Source organism: Spiroplasma endosymbiont of Clivina fossor, assembly GCF_964031115.1.
Taxonomy (GTDB): Bacteria; Bacillota_I; Bacilli_A; order Mycoplasmatales; family Nriv7; genus Nriv7.
The window spans coordinates 1-23,449 of record NZ_OZ035006.1 but is presented as its reverse complement, the minus strand read 5'-3'; the positions used below and the strand labels follow the sequence as shown (position 1 = coordinate 23,449).

Annotated in this window: 34 protein-coding genes and 1 pseudogene; 20 read left to right on the top strand and 15 right to left on the bottom strand. The window is 26.1% G+C overall.

The features are described 5' to 3' along the window. Positions 1-10 precede the first annotated feature (10 nt). Positions 11-340: a ribonuclease P protein component gene (gene rnpA, locus AAHM82_RS00165; protein ID WP_342264160.1), complete on the bottom strand. Its 330-nt coding sequence runs from the start codon at positions 338-340 to the stop codon at positions 11-13. A gap of 17 nt (positions 341-357) precedes the next feature. Continuing rightward, complete coding sequence (gene rpmH / locus AAHM82_RS00160) at positions 358-492, bottom strand: 50S ribosomal protein L34 (RefSeq protein WP_215826699.1); 135 nt, start codon at positions 490-492, stop codon at positions 358-360. 372 nt (positions 493-864) lie between these two features. Here rpmH and AAHM82_RS00155 point away from each other — a divergent pair, with 372 nt between their 5' ends. Together AAHM82_RS00155 and AAHM82_RS00150 are read left to right on the top strand one after the other, a co-directional pair. Continuing rightward, positions 865-1,824 (top strand): IS1/IS1595 family N-terminal zinc-binding domain-containing protein, encoded by a 960-nt coding sequence (locus AAHM82_RS00155; protein WP_342264159.1) that lies wholly within the window; start codon positions 865-867, stop codon positions 1,822-1,824. Then, complete coding sequence (locus tag AAHM82_RS00150; protein WP_342264158.1) at positions 1,817-2,152, top strand: hypothetical protein; 336 nt, start codon at positions 1,817-1,819, stop codon at positions 2,150-2,152. The genes AAHM82_RS00155 and AAHM82_RS00150 overlap by 8 nt, the downstream gene beginning before the upstream one ends. A gap of 260 nt (positions 2,153-2,412) precedes the next feature. On the opposite strand, the gene AAHM82_RS00145 is transcribed toward AAHM82_RS00150, so the two are convergent. The 6 genes from AAHM82_RS00145 to AAHM82_RS00120 all read right to left on the bottom strand — a co-directional run bounded on the left by AAHM82_RS00145 (position 2,413) and on the right by AAHM82_RS00120 (position 5,955). After that, complete coding sequence (locus tag AAHM82_RS00145) at positions 2,413-2,745, bottom strand: hypothetical protein (protein WP_342264157.1); 333 nt, start codon at positions 2,743-2,745, stop codon at positions 2,413-2,415. A 78-nt stretch (positions 2,746-2,823) separates the two neighbouring features. Beyond that, a complete protein-coding gene (locus AAHM82_RS00140; protein WP_342264156.1) occupies positions 2,824-3,054 on the bottom strand; it encodes a hypothetical protein in 231 nt (76 codons plus the stop codon). 164 nt (positions 3,055-3,218) lie between these two features. Then, positions 3,219-3,440 carry a hypothetical protein gene (locus tag AAHM82_RS00135; RefSeq protein ID WP_342262239.1) on the bottom strand — a complete coding sequence of 74 codons (222 nt, stop codon included), beginning with the start codon at positions 3,438-3,440 and terminating at the stop codon, positions 3,219-3,221. 2 nt (positions 3,441-3,442) lie between these two features. Next, on the bottom strand, positions 3,443-3,769 hold the full coding sequence (locus tag AAHM82_RS00130) for a hypothetical protein (protein ID WP_342264155.1): 327 nt from the start codon (positions 3,767-3,769) through the stop codon (positions 3,443-3,445). A 622-nt stretch (positions 3,770-4,391) separates the two neighbouring features. Beyond that, positions 4,392-5,513 carry a DNA polymerase III subunit beta gene (gene dnaN, locus AAHM82_RS00125; RefSeq protein ID WP_342264154.1) on the bottom strand — a complete coding sequence of 374 codons (1,122 nt, stop codon included), beginning with the start codon at positions 5,511-5,513 and terminating at the stop codon, positions 4,392-4,394. A 172-nt stretch (positions 5,514-5,685) separates the two neighbouring features. Then, complete coding sequence (locus AAHM82_RS00120; RefSeq protein WP_342264889.1) at positions 5,686-5,955, bottom strand: helix-turn-helix domain-containing protein; 270 nt, start codon at positions 5,953-5,955, stop codon at positions 5,686-5,688. A gap of 455 nt (positions 5,956-6,410) precedes the next feature. Between AAHM82_RS00120 and AAHM82_RS00115 the strand changes: the two genes are divergently transcribed. The 15 genes from AAHM82_RS00115 (at position 6,411) to AAHM82_RS00050 (ending at position 15,901) form a co-directional block, all read left to right on the top strand. After that, positions 6,411-6,788, top strand: coding sequence for a hypothetical protein (locus AAHM82_RS00115; RefSeq protein ID WP_342264153.1), 378 nt, complete (start codon positions 6,411-6,413; stop codon positions 6,786-6,788). Between the two features lie 25 nt (positions 6,789-6,813). Further along, complete coding sequence (locus AAHM82_RS00110; RefSeq protein ID WP_342264152.1) at positions 6,814-7,038, top strand: hypothetical protein; 225 nt, start codon at positions 6,814-6,816, stop codon at positions 7,036-7,038. Positions 7,039-7,357: 319 nt separating this feature from the next. Continuing rightward, entirely contained in the window at positions 7,358-7,798 is a 441-nt protein-coding gene (locus tag AAHM82_RS12360; RefSeq protein ID WP_342263396.1) for a transposase family protein, read from the top strand. Then, on the top strand, positions 7,795-8,187 hold the full coding sequence (locus AAHM82_RS12355) for a transposase family protein (RefSeq protein ID WP_342264845.1): 393 nt from the start codon (positions 7,795-7,797) through the stop codon (positions 8,185-8,187). Before AAHM82_RS12360 ends, AAHM82_RS12355 begins: the two co-directional genes overlap by 4 nt. Before the next feature lie 260 nt (positions 8,188-8,447). After that, positions 8,448-8,891 (top strand): hypothetical protein, encoded by a 444-nt coding sequence (locus AAHM82_RS00100; protein ID WP_342263483.1) that lies wholly within the window; start codon positions 8,448-8,450, stop codon positions 8,889-8,891. Beyond that, the gene (locus AAHM82_RS00095) at positions 8,869-9,234 is read left to right on the top strand and encodes a hypothetical protein (RefSeq protein ID WP_342263762.1); all 366 of its coding nucleotides are present in this window, start codon (positions 8,869-8,871) and stop codon (positions 9,232-9,234) included. The genes AAHM82_RS00100 and AAHM82_RS00095 overlap by 23 nt, the downstream gene beginning before the upstream one ends. Before the next feature lie 83 nt (positions 9,235-9,317). Continuing rightward, positions 9,318-9,827 (top strand): hypothetical protein, encoded by a 510-nt coding sequence (locus tag AAHM82_RS00090; protein WP_342263485.1) that lies wholly within the window; start codon positions 9,318-9,320, stop codon positions 9,825-9,827. Positions 9,828-10,072: 245 nt separating this feature from the next. Continuing rightward, on the top strand, positions 10,073-10,684 hold the full coding sequence (locus AAHM82_RS00085) for a hypothetical protein (protein WP_342263763.1): 612 nt from the start codon (positions 10,073-10,075) through the stop codon (positions 10,682-10,684). A 58-nt stretch (positions 10,685-10,742) separates the two neighbouring features. Next, positions 10,743-12,344, top strand: a complete 1,602-nt coding sequence (locus AAHM82_RS00080; RefSeq protein WP_342264151.1) for a hypothetical protein — start codon at positions 10,743-10,745, stop codon at positions 12,342-12,344. A gap of 50 nt (positions 12,345-12,394) precedes the next feature. Beyond that, positions 12,395-13,744: a hypothetical protein gene (locus tag AAHM82_RS00075; protein ID WP_342263765.1), complete on the top strand. Its 1,350-nt coding sequence runs from the start codon at positions 12,395-12,397 to the stop codon at positions 13,742-13,744. A gap of 18 nt (positions 13,745-13,762) precedes the next feature. After that, positions 13,763-14,035 carry a hypothetical protein gene (locus AAHM82_RS00070; RefSeq protein WP_342262364.1) on the top strand — a complete coding sequence of 91 codons (273 nt, stop codon included), beginning with the start codon at positions 13,763-13,765 and terminating at the stop codon, positions 14,033-14,035. Beyond that, positions 14,028-14,168, top strand: a complete 141-nt coding sequence (locus tag AAHM82_RS00065) for a hypothetical protein (protein ID WP_342264150.1) — start codon at positions 14,028-14,030, stop codon at positions 14,166-14,168. Before AAHM82_RS00070 ends, AAHM82_RS00065 begins: the two co-directional genes overlap by 8 nt. Further along, positions 14,168-14,710: a hypothetical protein gene (locus AAHM82_RS00060; protein WP_342264149.1), complete on the top strand. Its 543-nt coding sequence runs from the start codon at positions 14,168-14,170 to the stop codon at positions 14,708-14,710. The genes AAHM82_RS00065 and AAHM82_RS00060 overlap by 1 nt, the downstream gene beginning before the upstream one ends. Before the next feature lie 152 nt (positions 14,711-14,862). Beyond that, positions 14,863-15,429, top strand: a complete 567-nt coding sequence (locus tag AAHM82_RS00055) for a hypothetical protein (RefSeq protein WP_342264148.1) — start codon at positions 14,863-14,865, stop codon at positions 15,427-15,429. Then, positions 15,410-15,901 carry a hypothetical protein gene (locus tag AAHM82_RS00050; RefSeq protein WP_342264147.1) on the top strand — a complete coding sequence of 164 codons (492 nt, stop codon included), beginning with the start codon at positions 15,410-15,412 and terminating at the stop codon, positions 15,899-15,901. The genes AAHM82_RS00055 and AAHM82_RS00050 overlap by 20 nt, the downstream gene beginning before the upstream one ends. Positions 15,902-16,045: 144 nt before the next feature. Here the strand turns inward: AAHM82_RS00050 and AAHM82_RS00045 are convergent, their stop codons facing one another. The 3 genes from AAHM82_RS00045 to AAHM82_RS00035 all read right to left on the bottom strand — a co-directional run bounded on the left by AAHM82_RS00045 (position 16,046) and on the right by AAHM82_RS00035 (position 18,030). Further along, a complete protein-coding gene (locus AAHM82_RS00045; protein WP_425289037.1) occupies positions 16,046-16,258 on the bottom strand; it encodes a transposase family protein in 213 nt (70 codons plus the stop codon). A gap of 111 nt (positions 16,259-16,369) precedes the next feature. After that, positions 16,370-17,329: an IS1/IS1595 family N-terminal zinc-binding domain-containing protein gene (locus tag AAHM82_RS00040; RefSeq protein ID WP_342263352.1), complete on the bottom strand. Its 960-nt coding sequence runs from the start codon at positions 17,327-17,329 to the stop codon at positions 16,370-16,372. Between the two features lie 260 nt (positions 17,330-17,589). After that, positions 17,590-18,030, bottom strand: a complete 441-nt coding sequence (locus AAHM82_RS00035) for a transposase family protein (RefSeq protein WP_342264146.1) — start codon at positions 18,028-18,030, stop codon at positions 17,590-17,592. Between the two features lie 139 nt (positions 18,031-18,169). Between AAHM82_RS00035 and AAHM82_RS00030 the strand changes: the two genes are divergently transcribed. After that, positions 18,170-19,657, top strand: a complete 1,488-nt coding sequence (locus AAHM82_RS00030; protein ID WP_342264145.1) for a hypothetical protein — start codon at positions 18,170-18,172, stop codon at positions 19,655-19,657. Between the two features lie 23 nt (positions 19,658-19,680). On the opposite strand, the gene AAHM82_RS00025 is transcribed toward AAHM82_RS00030, so the two are convergent. Continuing rightward, positions 19,681-19,926 (bottom strand): hypothetical protein, encoded by a 246-nt coding sequence (locus AAHM82_RS00025; protein ID WP_342264144.1) that lies wholly within the window; start codon positions 19,924-19,926, stop codon positions 19,681-19,683. A gap of 114 nt (positions 19,927-20,040) precedes the next feature. Between AAHM82_RS00025 and AAHM82_RS00020 the strand changes: the two genes are divergently transcribed. Further along, positions 20,041-21,000, top strand: a complete 960-nt coding sequence (locus tag AAHM82_RS00020) for an IS1/IS1595 family N-terminal zinc-binding domain-containing protein (protein WP_342263352.1) — start codon at positions 20,041-20,043, stop codon at positions 20,998-21,000. Positions 21,001-21,005: 5 nt separating this feature from the next. On the opposite strand, the gene AAHM82_RS00015 is transcribed toward AAHM82_RS00020, so the two are convergent. Next, positions 21,006-21,128 (bottom strand): hypothetical protein, encoded by a 123-nt coding sequence (locus AAHM82_RS00015; RefSeq protein ID WP_342264143.1) that lies wholly within the window; start codon positions 21,126-21,128, stop codon positions 21,006-21,008. 697 nt (positions 21,129-21,825) lie between these two features. On the opposite strand from AAHM82_RS00015, the pseudogene AAHM82_RS12350 reads away from it, so the two are divergent. Beyond that, a pseudogene (locus AAHM82_RS12350) lies at positions 21,826-22,116 on the top strand (hypothetical protein); the annotation flags it as partial. Positions 22,117-22,155: 39 nt separating this feature from the next. Here the strand turns inward: AAHM82_RS12350 and AAHM82_RS00010 are convergent. Beyond that, positions 22,156-22,863 (bottom strand): IS1/IS1595 family N-terminal zinc-binding domain-containing protein, encoded by a 708-nt coding sequence (locus AAHM82_RS00010; protein WP_342264142.1) that lies wholly within the window; start codon positions 22,861-22,863, stop codon positions 22,156-22,158. 80 nt (positions 22,864-22,943) lie between these two features. Next, positions 22,944-23,426: a DnaA ATPase domain-containing protein gene (locus AAHM82_RS00005; protein ID WP_342264888.1), complete on the bottom strand. Its 483-nt coding sequence runs from the start codon at positions 23,424-23,426 to the stop codon at positions 22,944-22,946. Between the last annotated feature and the right edge of the window lie 23 nt (positions 23,427-23,449).

Below are 23,449 nucleotides of genomic sequence, written 5' to 3'. Positions count from 1 at the left end.
TTTTTCTCCATTATTTAATAATCTTTTTTAATAAAATATCTAAAAGATTTTGATTTTTACTATGTTCCTGTTTTAAATAAGGTGGTCTTACTAAAATAATAATATCCATATTATTATTTTTTAAGCATCAAACCTTTTGTAACATTGAACGAACTTGGCGACGAATCCGATTACGATTAACAGCATTCGCACTTTTTTTACTAACTGATATTCCAAAACGACAATGATCTAATGAATTATTTGCATAATAAATAACAAATGAATTATTATAAATTTTTTGTTTTCCATTAATAATTCTTTGAAAATCATAATTCTTTTTTAAACGAAATTTCTTTTTCAAGGTCTATTTAAATCCTTTTATACTGTTAACTTAGCGCGTTGTTTTCTGCGTCGGTTTTGTAAAACTTTTCTTCCTGCAACTGTTGCCATTCTTGAACGAAAACCATGAACTTTTTTTGTTTTTTCTTTTGATGGTTGGTAGGTTCTTTTCATTGTCATTCTCCTCTTTAAAAATAAGTTACTGTTTTTAAACTAAAATAAAAAAACTTTAAAAAAGTAATTATAGTTCCAATTAATTTTACAGACATATCCTTATTAAGTCAAACTAAATAACAAGATAGACCGCGTTTAGTTTTCTTAGGTATTGCTTTGAAGAAGTAAAACAATCAGCTATATATTATTTAATTACTAAACTAACCCTGCCTTTCTTGTTATTGTCATTTTTATTCACTACCATTTTATCATATTATTGAATTTTTACACAATAAAAAATTTTTAATTTTGTCGAAAACTCTTGATATTTATTGAATATACTTAATTTTAATTTTAGGTATATTTTTAATATGATAGAGGTGGATAATAATTATGGAAAAAATAATTCAAGAACTAGTAAATACTTTAACAGATGATCAATTTTTAGAATTTTATGAAAAAGTCAAACAACAAGCAGAATTAATAAAAAAACAAAAACGTTTAAATGAAATTGATCAAAAATTTAGAGCGCAAGGTATTAAATGCCCTAAATGTGAATCTTACCATTGCGTTAAAAATGGACATAATTCAGAAGGGAAACAAAAATATTTATGTAAAAATTGCCGTGCAAGTTTTGACGCTTTTCGTAATCATTTTATTTATTGAAGTCATTTAAATTATGAACAATGAAATTTATTGATTCAAATTTCATTGCTGGGGCAATCTAGTAAAACAATTTTTCGTTTTATTAAAACTACATTAAAAACTGCTTGATATAATCGTCAAAAATTAATGAAATCAAAACAATTAGAAAATACCCAATTAAAATTTAAAAAATTATCTGGTAAAATCCAAATCGATGAAACATTTATTAAAGAAATCCATAAAGGAAATTTCAAATATAAAACTGATCCACGAAGAATTCACCTTGACCCATTCGCAACTAATACTAAATGCTGTATTCAAATGGCAATTGATAATAATAACAATATTTATGTTAAATCCACAAACACCAAACGTTTACAAAAACAATGAGTTATTGAAAATATGAACAAAGGATTAATTAACGAAAATTCAATTATTACTTCTGATATGCAAAAATTATATTTTTTAGTAGCAAAACAAACAAATTCTACTTTATGTGTAACTAAAACAACAATTAATCCTGAAGCTAGTTATCGTAACTTAAATAAAATCAGTAAATTACAATCTAGTCTTAAAGAAGCCTTAATTCATTATCATGGTTTAGGTTTTACTAATATTCAAAATTATTTAAATCTCTGAAAATGAAAATACCAACATAAGGGCTTAACTCCAAACCAACAAACAGCGGTATTATATTTTAATGTATAAAAAAGTTAAAGTAAAAATAGTAATTTTACATAAAAGCCTTTTAAAATTATCAAGTTGATGATTTTTTTTATTTTATCAAGAGTTTTCGACAAAATTAAAAACAAATTCTACTTTATGTGTAACTAAAACAACAATTAATCCTGAAGCTAGTTATCGTAACTTAAATAAAATCAGTAAATTACAATCTAGTCTTAAAGAAGCCTTAATTCATTATCATGGTTTAGGTTTTACTAATATTCAAAATTATTTAAATCTCTGAAAATGAAAATACCAACATAAGGGCTTAACTCCAAACCAACAAACAGCGGTATTATATTTTAATGTATAAAAAAGTTAAAGTAAAAATAGTAATTTTACATAAAAGCCTTTTAAAATTATCAAGTTGATGATTTTTTTTATTTTATCAAGAGTTTTCGACAAAATTAAAATAAAAAATTATTAATTTTAAAATAACCGTTGTAAATATATCAAATTGCTCCCCAATGTCATAAAATTAAAAATAAGATGCGATTCAATTCAATAAAATGGTTATTTTTTTTCTATTATTCATTTGCAAAATTTCATCTTGCACCTCACTTTATTTTTTTATTAGCGTACTGCTCCAAGTAGTTTTTCAAACATTTTAAAGCAAATAAAGAATATTGCCAAAATAAATGGAAAAATGAATATTCAGTAGTCAGCAAAGAAGTTACCGACTTGCGGCATATTAACAGCAATAATTTCTCACATTTTAGTAAATGCCGTTATAATTGCATTTCATAATTTAGTCATCGCGTCACTAGCTGTTATTTTTTCTACTGTTGCTGTGCATTGGCCAAGAAAGTTCCAATCATATAATCACCCTCTTTCTTTTTTAAAACATTCATCATTTATATTCAAAGTTTTTCTTAAATTTGTTAAAACCACAATTATCGTTAACACGATTGTATTTTTTCCTAATTAATTTTGAATTTCTTTGTGAATACATCACAATGTAACTTCGCGACATTAGTTTTGTTTCTATCTAAATACCGATATTGTTTTTCAAAGTAGCATTAGAATAAATCACACCATAATTGCTGTCAAGAATCAAAAAGCAATATTTGCTATTAAAAGCCAAAGTGTTTCTTGGGTTAAATCAATTTCTTTGCCGCCACTAATATGAGCCGGAATAGTTGTAATTTGAATAAATAAATCTCAGAAAGTTTGTTTAATTTGTTCTCAATTAAATTCTTTTAAATTTATTGTCATTTTTTATCTCCCAAAAATCATTTTTATTGGTAAATACATAATTGAAATTAACGCGAAAAGAAAAGTAATGATAATAATTAATCCGGCAATAAAAGCAACTTGTGCAGGCATTTTTTCTATCGGAACAAACAGTTTTAAAAATTCCATAATAATTTCTCAAAACATTATTTTTTATTCTCATTATTTTCTTTTGAATTAGGAGCTTTAACTCATTCTTCAAAGCGAGCAATAAATACTTTTTCATCTTTTGTAAAATTACCAGTATTATTTTTAATGGCATTTTTATATTTAATTCTAATTTTTATTTTGGCATAAATTTTATAAGCAAAATATGCCAATAGCATTATGCAAATGATAATAAATATTATTCCAATTGCAATATTCATTTTTAAACTTCTTTAAAATAGTTATAATTTATATCTTTTTTATTGTTTTCTTTTTCGGCAATGAAGAAGCCTAATAATTCTTGCCCCTTAATTAATTTGGTTTCATTTTCTTTTTGATTAATTGAAATTACTTGATTTTTATTATCTTTTATTATTCCGATACAAATAGAATTTTCATATTTTCCTTTATAAACAAATCGCTTTGGAAACCAAATACCGATTTGTTCATTAAATCACGGAATTTTTGGTGCTTTAATAAGCATTGCGTTTTGTGTTTCTTTTAAAAGATATTTCTTAGTATTTAAGAAAATGTTTTCAATGTTTTTCATAATAAATTACCTTTCTTATAGATAAACTAAGTTATATTAACTAAGTTAGTTAACTTAGTTTTTTAAACACTTATATATCGCAGATTTAAGTGTTTAACAAGCTTTGTTAGTAAATTTTGTTATTAAATTAGATAAAGATTTTAATAATTTTAAACTTAACATACCCCTATCATAGAAATTTCTACACTTTAATATCCGCATCCTACCCTTGGAACTAATTTAATAGCGTGTATATTTTTAGGAAATCCACCCATTCATTTTTTTATTGCAAAGCGAAACAAATTGCTATAGTTAATAGGGTGTTATCTATTAACTGGTAAACTTCTTTTGGTTATGGCGACCACCCACAATTTATCGTGTTTTAATACATACCAACATTATTAACTCACTTGTATTTAATTTTCAAAGAACAAATTTTAACACCTTATAAAATAAAAAGACAATCATTGCTGACTGTCTTAATACTTATTCAAATCTTTACCTACCTAACAAAACTTTATGCGTCCAAGACAAGTATAAATTTTTATGACATACAACTAAAAATGTCTTAAAATAGTCTTAAAAATTAAAAATGCGGATTCATAACATAAAAATTTATAAACTCGCATTTTTAATTTTTTAACTAATAAGTTCGCATTGGTAAGACTAGCTGTAATAATGTTGGATCCTCATCACTAGTAATAATAATTGGTTTATCTTCAGCTGTTAAATTAATATTTAAATCACTAGTCTTAAAAGCTCTAATCGCATCAAGCATATACTGTGAGCGAAACGCAATATTCATTATCTCACCAGATAACTGAAACTTGATTAGATGCTCATTAGAATTACCAATTTCACTAGAACTAGACTCCACCTTAATTTTATCATTACTAATGTTTAACTTAATTGTAGTATTACTAATTTCGTGACTTAATACACTAGCACGATCAATGGCATTTAATAAATCACGATTATTAATCACAATCTTACTATTATAGCTTTCAGGAATAATTTTATTAATATTAGGATACTTACCATCAATAATTTTTGATTGTAAAATTGTATTATTAATCTTAAAAACAACATTTCTTTCATTAATAATTATTGTAACATCATTATTTTTTTCACTAATCTTATTTACTTCTTGAATTACCTTTCCTGGAATAATAACTTCATAATCATCCTTACTATAATAGGGAAAATTTATCTCTTTACTAGCTAATCGAAATGAATCAGTAGCTGTAACCTTTAATTTTCCCTTACTAAACAAAAAATGAATCCCTGTAAAAATAATATTTCTCTCTTGTTCACCAATTGCAAATCCAACTTGATTAACAATTGCTTTTAAAACACTATCACTAATAATAAATTCTTGTCCTCTAGTATCAAATAAAATTTTAGGATACTGATTAACATCTAAAGTATTTAATTGCGAATCAAAATTATTTGCATTAATCCGAATTACACTACCTTCAACAACTTCAATGCGAATAATCTCACTTTCAATTTTCCGAATCACTTCACTAACAAATCGCACTTTAATTAAAGTTTTTCCTAATTCTTCAATTTGTAATTTACTTTCATTAACTTTAATTTCAACTTGCATTGATAATGTTCCCGAAGAACCAATTAAAACTAGTTTATCAGGTTTAACTTCAAATAATAGACCTGTTAATGCGGGTAATGGTGATTTATATGATATGATTCGTGAAATTTTATTAATTTCATTTAGTAATCTTGTGCGAGAAATAGTAATAATCATTTAGAGTGACTCCTTATATATTATAATATTTATATTTATTATAGTATTAGTAGTATATTGTGGACAATGTGGATAACTTCCAAATACCGCTAACTATTTTATAGTATCACACATTTTTAGTGTTAATAATTTGTTGATAATTTTGTTAATAACTTTTTTGGTTTAAAAAAGTTTATCCTTGACATTTAGCAATTAGCAAATGAACTACTTTAGCAAATTCTTTATTATTTTTAATTAAAATCTCAATTTTTTGACAGGCATTCATTACTGTTGAATGGTCTTTACCACCAAATTCAATCCCAATCCGTGAAAACGGTTCATCAATAAGCGTTCGTGCTAAAAACATTGCTAAATGACGGGCAATCGTAATGTTTGCAACTCTAGTTTTACTAATTAGCAACTTAACAGGAATATTATAATATTCGGCAACAATTTGTTTAATTTTTTTAATAGTAATTTTTTCTCGCTTGTCAATAATAATATTTGAACTTTTAAATGCTTCTTTAACATCTTCTTGTAAGGTAACACAGACATTTTAGACCAGTAAGAATGTTCCTCTTAACAATAATTTTTTAAAGGAGATAGGTATTTTAATTAATAAAATTAAACTAACTTTATTAATTTATTAACTTGTTCGAACAAAAACTAAATTCTATTTAAAAAGTTGTGTTGTAAATATGAAAACACTTTTTAGGTGTGCCAAAAAATGCTTTTTGATAATTTCGAGCATTTCTCGCACCTAGTTAGCTAACATAACTTAGTTAAACATAAGAGAAATAACATAGATTTCTTAGATAGTTAACTATGTTAGCTAACTAGGAAATTGCATATAAGGAAGGATATATATTATCTTTTTACAAAAACTAAAAAATTATTGATATGAGGAGTTAATAAATAATGACTAACTTAAAAAATTTATTTTTGAATAAAAAATATATTGTTGCTGAAACAACAAATGCGATTTTACTATCAATTCCCAATAGTGGTGGTGGTTCTTGAATTCCTAGAAAACTAGTATACCCATCAATTAAATATGCAAATCAGATGGTGGTCGGTATTTTTCCAGAAAATGATTATGAAGTTATTAAGTATGATGCCAACGGTGCACAGAAAATTACAACCATTAAGGGGCAAGAAATTATTAATTTGTATGAAGAAGTTAAAATTAAAAATCGACAAAAATTTTTAGAAAATATTAAAAAATCTGAAGCTGATAAAGATATTAATTTTAATTATATTATTCCCGAATGATTAAAAGAAACTGATTTAAATTAGTTATTAAATCTTGAACAAGTACGAAATGGCTAAAAAATATTGTTATGTTATATATTCTTGCGAAACCAATGAGTTAGTCGGTGTTTATGATAGTGTTGCCGAAATTGTAGAACGCTATTATGGACTTTCGCGTAATAATCCTAATTTTAAAAGAAAAGTACACTCATTAGAAACTGTAATTTATTACAAGAAAAAAGTCATTCGTCCGCGGAAATGAATTATTTATAAAGAAATAATTGAGGAAGATTAATTAATGGAAAACAAACATTTTTATTGACTTAAAGAGCGTTACGCCAAAAATATTCTTATAAAGAATTAATTACAGCGTTAAAAGCAGTTAATTATCAATTAAAAGAAAAATCATTGCAATGTGAGTTTAAAAGAATAGAAAATTATTGTAAGCGAAAAACTAAAAAAAATTATGATTATCAAAATTGCTGTGTGCCCCAAGAAAAATGTACTCATTTTCTTTGCTGACAACACATAAGGAGAAAAATATAATAGACTTCTTGCAAAATTAATTTAAAATATAATTGAATTGTTGTTTTTAATAAAAAGGTGGAATTTAAATGAAATTTAAAAAAAATAATCAAATAAGTGATAAAAATTTTTTAAGATTAACTGGTATTAAACATACTACTTTTAATAAAATGCTAGAAATTTTAAAAATAGAAGAATTAAAAAAGAGATTTCGTCGCGGAAGAACCAATAAATTATCATTAGAAAATCGTATTTTAATGACTTTAGAATATTGAAGAGAATATAGAACTTATTTTCATATTGCAAAAAGTTATGATATTAGTGAAAGTAGTTGTTATAGAAATATCAAATGAATTGAAGACACTTTAATAAAACACCCTAATTTTCAACAACTTACTGGTCAAAAATCACTATTAAAAGATTATTTCAAAGATAAGACTGTTATAATTGATGTAACTGAAAGCCAAATCCAACGCCCAAAAAAAGACAAAAACAGCACTACTCAGGAAAAAAGAAAAAACACACAATAAAAACACAAGTTATAATTGAAAAAGATAGTAAAAAAATTATTAGTTCTGATTTTTCTTATGGTAAAAACCATGACTTTAAAATTTTAAAAGATTCAAAAATTAAATTTTTACCAGAAACAACTGTTTTAGTGGATTTAGGTTATCAAGGCATACAAAAAATTAATCATAATGTTTTAATTCCTAAAAGAAAATCAAAGAAAAACCCTTTAAATAAAGAAGAAAAGCAAAATAATGAGCGAATTTCAAAAATGAGAATTGTTATTGAAAATGTTTTTGCTATACTTAAAAAATTTAAAATTATTAGTGAAAAATATCGAAATCGTAGAAAAAGATTTGCTTTAAGATTTAATTTAATAGCTTCAATTTATAATTTACAACTATTAGTTTAAATATATTTGATAATTTAAAATTTCAGTCTTTTTTTATTGTAAATAATAATTTTTATTATGTTTTAATGACAAAATATTTGTAAAAATAATCTAAAAATTATTTTAATAACACTTTTATATTTATTTTAAATTTAAAAATTATAATTATCATATTAATTTTGCAAGAAGTCTAATATGTCTAAATCTTTATTGAGGCGTGATTCACCGCTTCCGATTACTCAACGAAAAAATGTAGTTGTCATAAGGTAAGTATTTATTTTATGAATTATATAATTGGAATCGACCCCGCAGGAATTGGTTCTACTGGTATTGTTCTTTGGAATTTTGAAAATTCATGCATTGAATTTAACGAAACAATAATTTCTGAAAGCGTTGAACAAGCAATTTTTAAAATTAAAAAATTATTTGATAATTTTAAAAGAATAGAAAATTTTAAGCCATTGTTTATTATTGAAAATTTTTTCTTAACTAAAGGTAGAACGATTACCAATCCTTTAGCAACCTCAGAACTTATTGGAGCAATAAGCAGTCTTTTAAGGTTTAAATATCATTGGCACTTTCTTAGACAAGAGCCTTCTAAAAAGAAAGGATTTTTTTACAAAGGAAACTTAAAACTTACCAAACACGAGCACGATGCGTGAAAGCATATTCAATACTTTTTGGGTAATGAGGTAAAACAAAATGTTAAAAGCACTAAAAACTAAAAAAGAAAATGAAGTAATTGACTATGTTAATTTTGTAAATTTGACAGTTATTTTAAAAGATATTCCCAAAATCACAGAATTTAAGCAAAAAATAGCTATTAGTAGTGTTGTTGTTAAAGTTGTTAATGTTCAAGTTAGTTGAGCGGGTCTTAACTACACAACGCTCTCTATTTATGAAGAAAAGTTGCAAAAAGGATTCTTAAAATTAAAAGAATACGATATTATTTTAATTGAGGGAAAATTACACAATCGTTATTATCCAAATAAGACCACCCATAAAACATTTTTTAGCATTGAGGTTGAAAAATTTAAAAAAATTGGAAAAAAAAGAAAAAATAAATAGCTAAAAACTCAATAATTAGAAAAACTCATTAGATAATTAGAATATCAAATGAGTTTTTTATTTGAAAAAGGAGTACACACCAAATGAAAATTAGAGATAAAAAAATCGTCTTTATTGGTGAAGACGGACAACCCGAAAAAAATGCTGATGGAACTTTTAAGGTGAAAAATTTATATCGTGGCTTCACTGAGCAAAATGACTATACTGCTAATTTTCAGGAAAAAGCAAAAAATCTGTTACAAAGAGAAACGGATGCACTAAAAAAATTTGCCGACAAAGAAAAAGAATATTTAACTTTTAAAAAAGAACAAGAAATTAATAAATTAATTCAAGATGCTAATATTGATAATCAATTTATTAATTTTGTGAAAAACTCAATTAATTTTGAAAATGATATTGAAGTAATTAAAAATGATATTAATAATTTTGTGGCCACGATGCCAAAAATTAAACACACATTAGACACAGGAGGCGTTCCAAATAAGGCTGATGATAAAAATACTAACCCTTCTTCTAACTCAGAAGAAATAATTTTTTCATCAGATGCTTTAACCCCTCAAGAGTTAATGTTTAAAAGAAAGGAAGATAAATAATAATGGCGTTTTTTATTAATGTTGACCAATTAAGAACATTGGTTTCAAGCAAATGAAGACCCGAATTTCCACGAACAGGAAGTTTAATTCACCAACTTTTTGCAAATGAAATAGCTTTTACCGAATTTGAATATGGTGAGAAAGTAGTTATTCCACTTGCGACGAACGGAACTATTAATAGAACATGAGACCCAAATACTGATTCCAAATCTAACTATGCAACGAGAAAAAAAATAGAAGCTACCTTGGACAAAGTAATTGATATTCAAGAACGCATAGGGCGTTTAGAAAGTAAAGCAGTAGGTCCCAAATTCATTGAAAGTAAGATTATTCGTCTTCGCCAACAAATGGCTGAAATTTATGACAAATACGATGCTGAACAATTAGTGGCTGGCGGTACAGCAATTGCAACCGCAAAACTGATTACTAAAAACACAATTCTTGAAGAAATGGCAAAAATGCGAATTGCTGTTGTCAATTCTGAAAATGAGTGGACAAGTGGTTTCTTGCTCGCGACGGCTGATGTAGTGACCGAAGCTACTTATGCGAAATTGGTAACCGCTTCTCCTGATGGTGTGCTAGGTATGGTTAACGGAGTTGTCGGTGTTGTTAATGGTTGTATAACTATTGAAGTGCCTAAATCTCGCTTGCCCGAGAATGTTAATATGATATGAGTTAATACTTTGGCATATGCGACATTTACAGGTATTGATTTGCCTATGGATGTAGGTATGTATACAGACGAAAAATATATGGGACAAGTTTATATTGCTGAACGAGAATTTTTTACTGGTAAAGTTGCTGTAGCCAAAATGGTTCATTATCACAAAACAACACCAGACCCAGGTGGAGACTAAGGTGAAAAAGATGATTAAAAAGGAAATTAGGCTATAGCTAGGTAGCCTTTTTTAGATTATGCCCATTGGAACTAATATAACTGCTTTGCAGTTGAGAGTTATTAAAACTACGCGGTTGCCTCAAAAACAAGAAAATGATTTTTTACTGGAATTATTAAAATTTGTTGGTGTGCAAGTCATTGGTATTTTATTAGCAAAATTTACTGCGGGTCTGTCGCTAAAATTTTCTCTAAGTGCTGGATTATCAAATTTAACATCCCAATTAATTGCTTCAAGTGTGCGTGTTGTAACTGATTTTACAATTAATCAAGTCTATGATATTTATAAAGAACAAAGTAATACAATAAGCACTTTACTTAATTTAACGCCAGCTATTGGTGAAATTAGTAAGATATCAAGAACTTATAAAACAACAAAGTTTTTTAATCTAGCGAAAGAAAATAAAATTATTAATCACTTAGGAATAACAACGGCTAATAATTTAGAGCAGGTTATGTACCAAGTCTATAATAAAAAAATTATTCTTGACAAATATAAAACTTGATTTGATTATACTAAAAAACCAACTAAAGAAACTATGCTAAATCATTTAGGATTTTTGGCACGAAAACAATTTGTTAAGAATTATAAAAGTGCAAATGTAACAACATTAGGTCAACTTTTGGAAATGGAAACATTACTAAGAAAAATTAATCCTAATCTTGTAACTAAAACAAAGATATTTAAAGAAAAATGAGGTAATCAATTTTTAAATCGTTACGGAACAAACATTAATGAAATTTCAAAAATGCCAACAGAAAATTGATTTAATTTAATTACCCAAATGCAAAAATCAGGAATTCGTCAAGGTACATTATTATCACTAAATACTTTACGAGCAGAAAATGTTTTTCGTTCTCAATTTCTTAAAAGATTTAATAAAATTATGGAAAAAACAAAAAAATTGAAAAAATTATCGCCAACATATCAAATTCAAAAAGGTTTAAATAAAGTGTTTGAGCCTGTAAGAGAAACGATTAAAGAGATAGAATTAAAGACTACAACCAAAATTCAAGAATATACAAATTTTAAGAACATTATTTCAAGAGTGCAAAAGAAAATAATTACCGATGGTACTTTATTGCCATTAATATTTGATGTCTTTTTTGCAGTCAAAGTTAAACCAACAGGAATACTAACAGATATTGCGATTACAATTTACTACCAAAATCCTGAATATCAACCAATAGGGCCAATAATTACTACCCCCTTAAAATTACAACAATTAATAACTGCTTCTAGTCCTTTTAAATTTTATATGTATGAAAGTGGTTGATCAATTGGTTGGGGTAAAACTAAAGGTAACATATTATCTTTAATGCCATTTTTACCAGCAAATGTTCAAGAATTTTACATCAATAGTATAAAGTTATATCGAGTTTTAACTCCGCTTTTAAAAATAACTTATGACCGTTATAAAGAAGGAAATTTATTTAAAGTTAAAGAAAATTTTAATCAAGTTTTTAATAAAGACAACTATGTTAATTGAGCCGTTGATAGTGTTTTGGGTAAGGGAATTGTTGGACGAAATGTTAAAAAAACCGCTTTGTTAGGCCACTTGTTAAAAACAAAAATATTAATTTGAAAATTAATGCTAAAAATATGATCCAAAAACAAATAACTAAAAAAATTACTACTATCAATAAAAAACTAAATCGGAAGTGATAAAAAATGCTCTTAAAAGAACTTTGACCAAATATAACCATTAATGGTTATCATACTATCAAACCACTTACTGGAACTTTAGATGCTATACCATCTAAATATAAAGATTTAAATTTTGCTAATTTTGATGATTGATTTAAAACTTTCGCTTTAAGAGCTCAAAATGATTGCAACATGTATCTTGACTTTATTTTTAACAAGTGAGAATTTACTACTTTTCCTGATGAAATTAAAGAAACCGTTATGGACATGATTTATATTTTGATTGAGCATTGAGTGTTTAACAGAGTTCCAGTTGAATTTTTTGTTGATGCAACAAAAAATTTGAATACTTCTAGTACAAGTTATATTGCCTCTACTCTAGCAAATAATACTCAAGATATGATTCCACAAAGAGTTAAAGCATTAGCTAATTTTACAGAATTAAAAAATTTTTTAATTCCTTATAATGATGAAAATACAGTTGATGCTAATATGATTGATTTAGGTTTGTATTACAGTAAATTTGTTGTTGATAAGTTATTAGAAAAAGAAAAAAATGAACGATTAAAAAAACAATTAAAATTTTTTCAAAGTCGCTGTCAGGATTACACATGCCCCCAAAATCCTAATCTTAGAGGGCCTGTAACTAATTTAGTTATTGAGGAATATGCAAGTTCTGATTATGAACATGAAACAGAAACTTTAACGGTATCTTTCCCTAAACAAATTGGGACTTTACCACCAAATGCTTTACAACCTAATCCTCAAGAGGGCGATTATACGCACGCTACAACAGCTGATTTTTCTGCCAAATTACAAAAGCAACTAAATTTGATTTTTCAAAATTTTCAAAATATCCAAAAATCGTTAATTGGAGCGATTGCTTGATTTTCTCAATTAAAAAAATTGGAAGAGGGTTGACTGCCACTTTCAGAAAAGGCATACACCGTCATTCTTGCCGACGGCAGTCAATTGGTGACGCCTAGTCTTCGCGAGGGCGATTTTGTGCGACACAAAAAAGACAATCCTTTAAACGCAGAAAATGACAATGTCGGTCACCACATTCATCCGATTTATGTGGCTCCGAAATTAGACAAACCCAATTCTTCTTTTGTTTTCAAATGAAAAAAAAATTATTTTTTTACAACAACAGGGTGAAATGTGGGCACAATGCCCCACATGCCGGAAGATTCTGACATTGTTATGCAGTCCTCACTTATTTTGGATGCTTGACCAAAAGAGGTCCCGGAAGAAATTTATTTATTTTTTTCAGCCGAAACAGAAAAAAATGAAACTGATATTTTAGAAACCCGCCCACAAAATACTAGTTTAATAGCTCACATTTATGTGGGCCTAGGGGCTAAAATTAAATAAGAGAGGAGAAAGTATCATATGAATTCAGAAACAGTAGCAAGTATTTTTACAGCAATTATTGGCGGTTTGGGTGGAACGGCTGGCATTACGGGAATAATCTCGGCTTTAAAAACAAAAAAGGAGGCGAAAAAAATGGAGCAAGAAAATAAAGAAGCGTTAAATAAAATTGATACTAAATTAATGATTATAAATAATAAGATTGATATGGTTATTGCTATCAAAAATAATAACGCTAATAAAAACGAGATTAATATTAACAAACCAAAACGAGGAGCTAAAAATAATGGCTAAAAAATTATTTTGATTGAAAATGTTAATTTACTTTTTAAACTTTATTACTCTAGAACTTGTACCTTTGGGGAAATTAATTTCTGAAAAAATTGAAATTTTAAAAAAACAAGTTGAAGAATTGGAAAGTAAATAATGCCATTACGATTTACTAAAAAATGATTTAGTGATAAAGATGATAATGTAGTAGTTAAAAAACGCGAAATTGAAAAATCAATTTTGCGAATGTATGGTTTTGCTCCTTTTGGTCATGAAGATTATTATAAATCGTATGTGTCCGACACTATGGCTAATGCATTAACTCCTAAGAAGTTGGAAATTAATATTAGTCAACAAGATTTATCACCAAAAATAATGGCATGACTTTATAAAAATGATTTTCAAAGTAAAAACTGGATTAATGAGAAACGAGCTAGCGATATTGGTATTTCAGCATTTCTAATTTTTTTAAATCAAGGAATTATGAATTTTCAACCCATACGAGTAGCAGAGCGAGAATATGATGTGTTGGGAAATTTAATTCAATGTACAATTTTTTACGACGACTATAAGAAAAATAATCTTAATTTACGCATGTACGAAACTTACCAATTAGAAAACAGCAAAGTAAAAATTACGCGTGAAATTTATGAACTAAGCACCAAAAAATTGTTGACAATAATGGCACTTCCAAATTAGAACAAACAATAATAAAAGTTAATGATTTTGAAAAACAACGCAATAATGAAAAATTAAATATTAACCAAGTTTTAGAAATTAATTACATACCAATTGCAATTTTTTCTAATTTACCAAGTGAGCGCGCTGACATCGCTGGTGTTGAAGATAAATTGAAAGCTTTAGATATTTTTTATGAACAAAGCATTCTAGATGCGATTTTAAACGCCACAAGATTTCTTATTAATACAAATTCACTTGTTGGTAATGTTCAAAAAAATGTAAATAAAATTATTGATGATTTTATTAAAAATCATGTTTTAGTCATGAATTATGATCAAGCACAAAATCCAATACCCTTTTCTACTATTAATGGTCAATTTAGAGGAAAAGAATTAACTTATTTATATGATTGAAATGTGACCGAGATTAATAAACGGATTGGAATGCATGTACCTGCAATTCATAAAGGGGCTCAACAAACTCGTCAAGAAAGTTCTGCGGTTAATATTCAAACTAACAATATGCTCGAGCAAAAATTATTATTACGAGAAGAAGCCCATGCAAACTTTATTTACTTACTACTTAAATTTGACCGCGACTTGAATGGTAACAGTTTTATTTCAAAAGAACTTGAAAAAATGACAATCAAAGTCAATTTGAATGTAACGACCACAATTGGTAAAGAAATTAATAATATTGATATGAAAGGACAAGAAAATGGCGGATTGGAAGACTAAACCAAGTCAAGAAAATGAAACAAAATATCGTGATTATGCAATTGATAATACTCCACTGGACTTTGCAAATTACACCGAACAATCAGACCCTGACTTGCATACAATTTATAACGAAACAAGAAAACGCGAATTATATATTTACCCTTTAAATAACCTGATTAAAAACACAAATAAACCTAATTTATACTTTTCTCCCAATGTTGTTAAAATTGGCTTTATTGACCCGTTAGAAGTTAAAAAAACGATTGCTTATGAAGTTAGTGACTTTAATTTAGAATTAGATGCTCGCAATGCTACTAATATTCAAGATAATAGTGTTGAATATACTATGGTCGATGCCAAGACTATAATTTTTCAAGATGAAAGTTTATACGGCAAATTTAATCTTCATGTTGTTTCTATTGGTGAACCGGCAAACGAAAATAATTTGGATGAATTGTATATTAGACTTCTTGCAAAATTAATATGATAATTATAATTTTTAAATTTAAAATAAATATAAAAGTGTTATTAAAATAATTTTTAGATTATTTTTACAAATATTTTGTCATTAAAACATAATAAAAATTATTATTTACAATAAAAAAAGACTGAAATTTTAAATTATCAAATATATTTAAACTAATAGTTGTAAATTATAAATTGAAGCTATTAAATTAAATCTTAAAGCAAATCTTTTTCTACGATTTCGATATTTTTCACTAATAATTTTAAATTTTTTAAGTATAGCAAAAACATTTTCAATAACAATTCTCATTTTTGAAATTCGCTCATTATTTTGCTTTTCTTCTTTATTTAAAGGGTTTTTCTTTGATTTTCTTTTAGGAATTAAAACATTATTTTAATTTTGTCGAAAACTCTTGATAAAATAAAAAAAATCATCAACTTGATAATTTTAAAAGGCTTTTATGTAAAATTACTATTTTTACTTTAACTTTTTTTATACATTAAAATATAATACCGCTGTTTGTTGATTTGGAGTTAAACCCTTATGTTGGTATTTTCATTTTCAGAGATTTAAATAATTTTGAATATTAGTAAAACCTAAACCATGATAATGAATTAAGGCTTCTTTAAGACTAGATTGTAATTTACTGATTTTATTTAAGTTACGATAACTAGCTTCAGGATTAATTGTTGTTTTAGTTACACATAAAGTAGAATTTGTTTGTTTTGCTACTAAAAAATATAATTTTTGCATATCGGAAGTAATAATTGAATTTTCGTTAATTAATTCTTTGTTCATATTTTCAATAACTCATTGTTTTTGTAAACGTTTGGTGTTTGTGGATTTAACATAAATATTGTTATTATTATCAATTGCCATTTGAATACAGCATTTAGTATTAGTTGCGAATGGGTCAAGGTGAATTCTTCGTGGATCAGTTTTATATTTGAAATTTCCTTTATGGATTTCTTTAATAAATGTTTCATCGATTTGGATTTTACCAGATAATTTTTTAAATTTTAATTGGGTATTTTCTAATTGTTTTGATTTCATTAATTTTTGACGATTATATCAAGCAGTTTTTAATGTAGTTTTAATAAAACGAGAAATTGTTTTACTAGATTGCCCCAGCAATGAAATTTGAATCAATAAATTTCATTGTTCATAATTTAAATGACTTCAATAAATAAAATGATTACGAAAAGCGTCAAAACTTGCACGGCAATTTTTACATAAATATTTTTGTTTTCCTTCTGAATTATGTCCATTTTTAACGCAATGGTAAGATTCACATTTAGGGCATTTAATACCTTGCGCTCTAAATTTTTGATCAATTTCATTTAAACGTTTTTGTTTTTTTATTAATTCTGCTTGTTGTTTGACTTTTTCATAAAATTCTAAAAATTGATCATCTGTTAAAGTATTTACTAGTTCTTGAATTATTTTTTCCATAATTATTATCCACCTCTATCATATTAAAATATACCTAAAATTAAGTATATTCAATAAATATCAAGAGTTTTCGACAAAATTAAAAAAACATTATGATTAATTTTTTGTATGCCTTGATAACCTAAATCCACTAAAACAGTTGTTTCTGGTAAAAATTTAATTTTTGAATCTTTTAAAATTTTAAAGTCATGGTTTTTACCATAAGAAAAATCAGAACTAATAATTTTTTTTACTATCTTTTTCAATTATAACTTGTGTTTTTATTGTGTGTTTTTTCTTTTTTCCTGAGTAGTGCTGTTTTTGTCTTTTTTTGGGTGTTGGATTTGGCTTTCAGTTACATCAATTATAACAGTCTTATCTTTGAAATAATCTTTTAATAGTGATTTTTGACCAGTAAGTTGTTGAAAATTAGGGTGTTTTATTAAAGTGTCTTCAATTCATTTGATATTTCTATAACAACTACTTTCACTAATATCATAACTTTTTGCAATATGAAAATAAGTTCTATATTCTCTTCAATATTCTAAAGTCATTAAAATACGATTTTCTAATGATAATTTATTGGTTCTTCCGCGACGAAATCTCTTTTTTAATTCTTCTATTTTTAAAATTTCTAGCATTTTATTAAAAGTAGTATGTTTAATACCAGTTAATCTTAAAAAATTTTTATCACTTATTTGATTATTTTTTTTAAATTTCATTTAAATTCCACCTTTTTATTAAAAACAACAATTCAATTATATTTTAAATTAATTTTGCAAGAAGTCTATTATAAATTCTTACACCGAACGCTATGCCCCAAAATCAATTAAGGTAACCAAGGAAACAGTTTTAGTACGGGTGCAAGATTTTAAAGTTCGTGGTTCTAATCCCATTATTGTTCGTATTCAAAAACAATTGCCCGAAGATACAAAGGTTAAAGCAATTACTATTAAATTTCCACGGCAAGCTTTATTTGGAAATATTAAATTAATCGGGGAAGTAAACGACGTGGCGGGTTATCCACGATTATTTATAGAAAATGACAAGGTTATGTTACCAATGCTATCAATGCCGATTGAAACTGAGCCAAAAGTTAGAATATTGCAACAATGAATGTCTAGTCAAGTTTTAGCATGAGAAAAAGCAAAATTGTTTTTTAACGAGAAAAGTGCTTTAGATTTGATTACGGTTGGTGGCGGAACAGAATCAAGAAAAAAAGTTTTTATTGATGCAAGAGTAACATCAATGCATATTACTAGAAATACACAAAAATATCAGAGTGTACCCGTTGGTTGCCTACCCGTGGATTTATTAAAAGAAAATATTATTTTAAATGAAACAATCACTCTACCTGGTGCTATTGGCGGACTTAAGCCAAGTTGTCTAGACGCTACCTCATATAATTTAACCAAGAATTATGATAGAGTGGAATTAGAATTTAAAGAAATTTTTAAAATTGATAGTCTTCAAAAAGTTTTATTAGACATGTTAGATTATACATATAACTACCGAACAAATTTTAAATATGCAACATATGATAAAAATAATACTCCATTAGATGATATTGCAAAATTGAAAGAAAATAAATTTGTTGGTCAAAAACCCGAAGTAGTTATTACTAATCTTTTTGAGGACTGAAAATTTGAAAACCCTAAGTTAATAAAACATCCTTCAGTACAAATATTTAAACAAATTATTATGATGCTTTCTGAATACATCCTTTCTGAATTGTCAATAAATATTGGCTTAAATGATGATTACAAACTATTATTGCCTTATTATTTTGAGCTCATTTCAGTTCCGTTGCTTGATGATGGATATTATAAATTCAAAGATGTAGAAGTTGTTTTAAAATCAGAGTACTTTAATTTTGATAATAATAATATTCAATTAGTTAATAATGATATATCGCAAAATCAATTATTTAAATTGAATAGTAACCAGTTTAATTGACTGCCATTAATTAATAATTTAGAACCAAACGACATCCCTAGTTTACTGCCAAAAGATATAAAATTAGCGGATGGAAATTATGGTAAAAATTTTGTAAATTGTATTGTTGAAAAAACACAATTAAGTAGTGTTATAAATATTTATGGAAAGGGATTAGAGGCGTTATTAAGTAATTTTAGGTGATTTAAAGAAATAAATAAACTTGACATTACTAAGCAATGTAAATTTCTTTTAGAAAAAGAAATAAGTAATTTCAAGCGATTGGAATTATCTGTTATTTTTGGACAAGGTCAATATAATTTTAAATTTGAAACAAATAATGGATATGTAGAAATAATGAATATTTATTTATTTAATAACAAATCTGATTCATACATTAATTTAGAAATTTAAAAAGAAGGTTAAAAACCTTCTTTTTAGTATATTATTTTATTTAAAGTAATTTTTATGATATTTGCCATTTCATTTTTTAAAATTGGGGGGGGGGGGTTATATTTACATATTAATTCAATATTTTCTTGACTAGTATCTCTACCATGTAGTTTCATTCATATTGTACTTCCACAATAGACTATTTCACCATCAGATTCTAGAAAGTATTTGTTACTTCTGCTATAAGCTACTATTCCTAAAATTATTGATATTACTATTCCTGTAATCACAAATACCCCCCCATATTTTTATTTTTCTTTTTTAATTTTGTCGAAAACTCTTGATATTTATTGAATATACTTAATTTTAGGTATATTTTAATATGATAGAGGTGGATAATAATTATGGAAAAAATAATTCAAGAACTAGTAAATACTTTAACAGATGATCAATTTTTAGAATTTTATGAAAAAGTCAAACAACAAGCAGAATTAATAAAAAAACAAAAACGTTTAAATGAAATTGATCAAAAATTTAGAGCGCAAGGTATTAAATGCCCTAAATGTGAATCTTACCATTGCGTTAAAAATGGACATAATTCAGAAGGAAAACAAAAATATTTATGTAAAAATTGCCGTGCAAGTTTTGACGCTTTTCGTAATCATTTTATTTATTGAAGTCATTTAAATTATGAACAATGAAATTTATTGATTCAAATTTCATTGCTGGGGCAATCTAGTAAAACAATTTCTCGTTTTATTAAAACTACATTAAAAACTGCTTGATATAATCGTCAAAAATTAATGAAATCAAAACAATTAGAAAATACCCAATTAAAATTTAAAAAATTATCTGGTAAAATCCAAATCGATGAAACATTTATTAAAGAAATCCATAAAGGAAATTTCAAATATAAAACTGATCCACGAAGAATTCACCTTGACCCATTCGCAACTAATACTAAATGCTGTATTCAAATGGCAATTGATAATAATAACAATATTTATGTTAAATCCACAAACACCAAACGTTTACAAAAACAATGAGTTATTGAAAATATGAACAAAGAATTAATTAACGAAAATTCAATTATTACTTCTGATATGCAAAAATTATATTTTTTAGTAGCAAAACAAACAAATTCTACTTTATGTGTAACTAAAACAACAATTAATCCTGAAGCTAGTTATCGTAACTTAAATAAAATCAGTAAATTACAATCTAGTCTTAAAGAAGCCTTAATTCATTATCATGGTTTAGGTTTTACTAATATTCAAAATTATTTAAATCTCTGAAAATGAAAATACCAACATAAGGGTTTAACTCCAAACCAACAAACAGCGGTATTATATTTTAATGTATAAAAAAGTTAAAGTAAAAATAGTAATTTTACATAAAAGCCTTTTAAAATTATCAAGTTGATGATTTTTTTTATTTTATCAAGAGTTTTCGACAAAATTAAAATTTTTCTTTTATTTTTTTGTTCTTGCATTTAATAACTCCTCCAAAAATAAATTTAATTAATCGGGACTAAAAAGAGACCTTTCTGGGTCTCTCTTGTTTTGTTTTTGAAATTTAATGTCGGCTGGTCGGGTTGCTTCCACAAACGAAGCGTCAATATACTAGAATTTTATTAAGCTTACAAAAAATCTCGGCACCGCTTTTTAACCTGTTAGGGGTCCGCGTTTAGCAGGACCTTGGGGACCCTGACTTTATTGAAAGAACTTCCGTAATTTTTTTAATTTAATAAACAACTAGATTATACACGCAGATTTTGTGAAAGTCAACCCTCCCAGAGTTCTTATTTTTTAAAAAAAAGTGTATAATTAAGTTAATAATTTTGAATTAAGTTTAAGGAGGGAAATTAAAATGAAAAGAAAAACAATTAGTTACAGTGATGAAATGATTAAAAGTGGTATAGAGTTAAATAAGAAAGATAAGTTTATGAAAGCAATTTCTAAATTATTGGTTAAAGATTAAAATAATTAAATATGTTTACGCGGGGTTGGATTTTTAATTTGGTTTCACCAATGGATAAAAAGCATCCTTATAAAATATGTTATATTCATAATTATAGATAGCTGATTGGCACGGCACCCAGAGTTCTTACTTTTAAAATAGTGTATAATTTAAGTTAATAATGGTAGGAGGAGGGTGTCTTAATTGTGAAAAATAATAATGTTGTGGATATGGCAAAATATTTAATTCGTAAAAATCCAGCTTTATTTAACTCAAAACAACTTTTTAAAAAAATTGGCTTTGAAATGTATAAAGGAGAATTTATGCTTCATAAATTGCTTCATTTAGCACAAGTTTTTCATTTATTAATTAAGAATAAACCTTTATTTAGTGTAAATGAAGAAGTAGCTTATAACAATGGACCTGTTATTATAAGTATTCGCAAACAACATAATAGACCTTTAATTTTTAATACAAAAAGTGAAATTAATTTAAGTAAAGAAATTAAAAGTTTTATTGATAATATTTATTTATTTTTTGAAGACGCAAACCCTGATGAACTATTTGAAATAACACATTATGATCAATGCTGAAAGGAAGCATTTCAAAAAAGTGAAAAAAATATTAAGGACGATAAAATGGATGTTAGAAATTGTGGATTTAACATAAATATTGTTATTATTATCAATTGCCATTTGAATACAGCATTTAGTATTAGTTGCGAATGGGTCAAGGTGAATTCTTCGTGGATCAGTTTTATATTTGAAATTTCCTTTATGGATTTCTTTAATAAATGTTTCATCGATTTGGATTTTACCAGATAATTTTTTAAATTTTAATTGGGTATTTTCTAATTGTTTTGATTTCATTAATTTTTGACGATTATATCAAGCAGTTTTTAATGTAGTTTTAATAAAACGAGAAATTGTTTTACTAGATTGCCCCGGCAATGAAATTTGAATCAATAAATTTCATTGTTCATAATTTAAATGACTTCAATAAATAAAATGATTACGAAAAGCGTCAAAACTTGCACGGCAATTTTTACATAAATATTTTTGTTTTCCTTCTGAATTATGTCCATTTTTAACGCAATGGTAAGATTCACATTTAGGGCATTTAATACCTTGCGCTCTAAATTTTTGATCAATTTCATTTAACCGTTTTTGTTTTTTTATTAATTCTGCTTGTTGTTTGACTTTTTCATAAAATTCTAAAAATTGATCATCTGTTAAAGTATTTACTAGTTCTTGAATTATTTTTTCCATAATTATTATCCACCTCTATCATATTAAAAATATATCTAAAATTAAGTATATTCAATAAATATCAAGAGTTTTCGACAAAATTAAAAATTATTTTTAATAATTTCATTTTCTACAGCATGTAATAAATGCGTTTTACCTAGTCCTGAATTTCCATAAATAAATAATGGATTTCAACTAACACCAAGATTTTTAACAACAGCTAATGATGCTTGATAAGCATCTTGATTACAAGCTCCTTTAACAAAGTTAGTAAAGGTAAATTTTTTCTTATTACTTTTTAAATTATCATCACATTCATCATATTGTTGATGGGGCATATTTTCAATTTCATATTGTTCAAGGAATTTAACACTTAGTTGCCGATTACTAACTTGATTAATAATAATTTGAATTTTATTAGTTAAATTTTTTGTTAAAATTTCTTTTGCAAAACCACTCCGAACTAAAATGATACATTCATTATTATTAGTAATTGAATGAATATTAGTATTTTTAATATAAGTATTAAAAATAATTGGATCAATTGTTTCGCCCATTAATTTTGTTTTAACTTGTTCCCACATTTCTTTATAACTCATAAATCACA